General features: G+C 62.5%; 1 protein-coding gene and 1 pseudogene. One reads left to right on the plus strand and one right to left on the minus strand.

The genetic code is table 11. From position 1 onward, the window contains the following. Positions 1-514 precede the first annotated feature (514 nt). Complete coding sequence (treS, locus tag BFP93_RS03590; RefSeq protein ID WP_065891964.1) at positions 515-2,578, plus strand: maltose alpha-D-glucosyltransferase; 2,064 nt, start codon at positions 515-517, stop codon at positions 2,576-2,578. Between the two features lie 90 nt (positions 2,579-2,668). Here the strand turns inward: treS and BFP93_RS29555 are convergent. Then, positions 2,669-2,791: pseudogene (locus BFP93_RS29555) on the minus strand (hypothetical protein); the annotation flags it as partial.

Below are 2,791 nucleotides of genomic sequence, written 5' to 3' on the forward strand. Positions count from 1 at the left end.
CCGACCAGGATGTTGGATTGGACCGAGTACATATCCATTTCTGCGGTAACGGCTGCTTAGGGTTCCGCCCTGACGGCGGCCCACGGATTCAAGCCTGCGTTCGGCCAGCGTGGTTTAACGGGCCGCCTAAGATCAAAAGCGCAAGCGCGGCGGCCTTCGAGCCGACCGGTATCTTGTGTCGATCCCGGTCAAAATGTGGGAGGGGGCTTGCCCCCGATGGCGGCCTCAGGGCCGACCAGGATGTTGGATTGGACCGAGTACATATCCATTTCTGCGGTAACGGCTGCTTAGGGTTCCGCCCTGACGGCGGCCCACGGATTCAAGCTTGCGTTCGGCCAGCGTGGTTTAACGGGGCGCCTGAGATCAAACGCAAAAGCGCGGCGGCCTTCGAGCCGACCGGTATCTTGTGTCGATCCCACATTTGGACAGGGATCTGCATCCCGATGCAACGAATCGCTCCCGCCGTCGCTCCTATGCTTACGAATCACCTTTAACCACCACAGGTATCAGGCTTATGACGGCGGCGGACAACGATCATGTGAATTGGCTGGTGCAACAGTCCATGCTGAACGCGGCGCGCCAGCGCGCCAAGCTCTATTCGGGGCAGGGACGCATGTGGCAGCAACCCTTCGCACACACCCGCCCGCGTGACGCTTCAGCCTTGTCATCGGTATGGTTCACGGCGTATCCGGCGTCGATCGTGACCCGCGAAGACGGTACGGTGCTGGAGGCGCTGGGCGATGAAAGCCTGTGGCATGCGTTGTCGAAAATCGGCATCCAGGGCATTCACAACGGGCCGCTGAAGAAGTCCGGCGGTTTGTCCGGCACCCGACACACTCCGACCATCGACGGCAACTTCGACCGCATCAGCTTCGACATCGACCCGCAACTGGGCACCGAGGCGCAGTTGCAGGCGCTGACGCGCATGGCCGCCGCGCACAACGCGGTGATCATCGACGACGTGATCCCATCCCACACCGGCAAGGGCGCGGATTTTCGGCTGGCGGAAATGGCCTATGAAGACTATCCGGGCCTGTATCACATGGTCGAAATCCGTGAAGAAGACTGGCCGCTGCTGCCGGACGTCGCCGAGGGCCGCGACGCGCAGAACCTCAGCCCGCCGCAGGTGGATGCACTGCGCGACAAGCACTACATCGTCGGCCAATTGCAACGGGTGATTTTCTTCGAGCCCGGCGTCAAGGAAACCGACTGGAGCGCCACGCCCGTGGTGATGGGGGTCGACGGCAAGCCGCGACGCTGGGTGTACCTGCATTACTTCAAGGAAGGGCAGCCGTCGCTGAACTGGCTCGATCCGTCATTCGCCGCCCAGCAGATGATCATCGGCGACGCGCTGCACGCCATTGATGTCATGGGCGCCAAAATCCTGCGCCTGGACGCCAACGGCTTCCTCGGCGTGGAACGCAAGCTCGACGGCAGCGCGTGGTCGGAAAGCCATCCGCTGTCGATCACCGGCAACCAACTGCTCGGCGGTGCTATTCGCAAGGCCGGTGGTTTCAGTTTCCAGGAACTTAACCTCACCGTCGACGATATCGCCTCCATGTCCCACGGCGGCGCCGACCTGTCCTATGACTTCATCACCCGGCCGGCCTACCAGCATGCGTTGCTGATGGGCGACGCCGAGTTCCTGCGCCTGATGCTGCGCCAGATGCACAGTCTCGGCATTGACCCCGGTTCGCTGATCCACGCGCTGCAAAACCACGACGAACTGACCCTGGAACTGGTGCACTTCTGGACCCTGCATGCCCATGACACCTTTCTGTTCCAGGGCCAGACCTTTCCCGGCAACATCCTGCGCGAGCATATCCGCGAGCAGATGTATGAACGCCTGACCGGCGAGCACGCGCCGTATAACCTCAAGTTCGTCACCAATGGCGTGTCCTGCACCACCGCCAGCATCATCACCGCAGCCCTCGGCATTCGCGACCTGGACGCGATCACCGCGGCCGACGTGCAGCAGATTCGCCAGATTCATTTGCTGCTGGTGATGTACAACGCCATGCAGCCGGGGGTGTTTGCGCTGTCCGGTTGGGACCTGGTGGGTGCGCTGCCATTGGCCGCCGAAGAGGTCGGGCATTTGATGGCCGATGGCGACACGCGCTGGATTCATCGCGGCGCCTACGACCTGGTCGACCTCAACCCCGATGCCGAGCTGTCGGCCGGGCAGATGCCGCGTTCCAGAAGCCTGTACGGCAGTTTGAACAGCCAGTTGCAGGACCCGGATTCCTTCGCCTCACAGTTGCAGAAGATCCTCGGCGTGCGGCGTGCCTACGATATTGCCGCCAGTCGCCAGATCCTGATTCCGGATGTCGAGCACCCGGGCCTGCTGGTCATGGTGCATGAGTTGCCGGCAGGCAAGGGCACGCAGATCACTGCGCTGAACTTCGGTGCCACGCCGATCACCGAGTCTCTGCACCTGCCTAACATCGCACCGGGGCCGGTGGTGGACATCATCAATGAGCGCGTGGAAGGGGATCTGACGGAGGAGGGCACGTTCACGATTACGCTGGATGCTTATGAAGGGCTGGCCTTGCGGGTGGTGAGCAGTACGCCGATGTAACGGGAGTGGGGGCGGCCTCTTACACGCCGGGTTGAACGCGTTTAACGTCGTTCAACCCGGCGAGTGGGCTGTCGGCACAGCGTCGGAGGATCAGCGGTGCCTGTTCTTGTGCTTATGCTTGTTGCCTTTGTGTTTCCCGCCGTCACCCCCCAGGTTGTTGCCCACCGCGCCGCCGGCGGCGCCACCCAGGCCGGCGCCGATGGCCGAACCGGT

This window comes from Pseudomonas sp. 44 R 15, from assembly GCF_900004965.1.
In the GTDB taxonomy this organism is placed as follows: Bacteria; Pseudomonadota; Gammaproteobacteria; order Pseudomonadales; family Pseudomonadaceae; genus Aquipseudomonas; species Aquipseudomonas orientalis_A.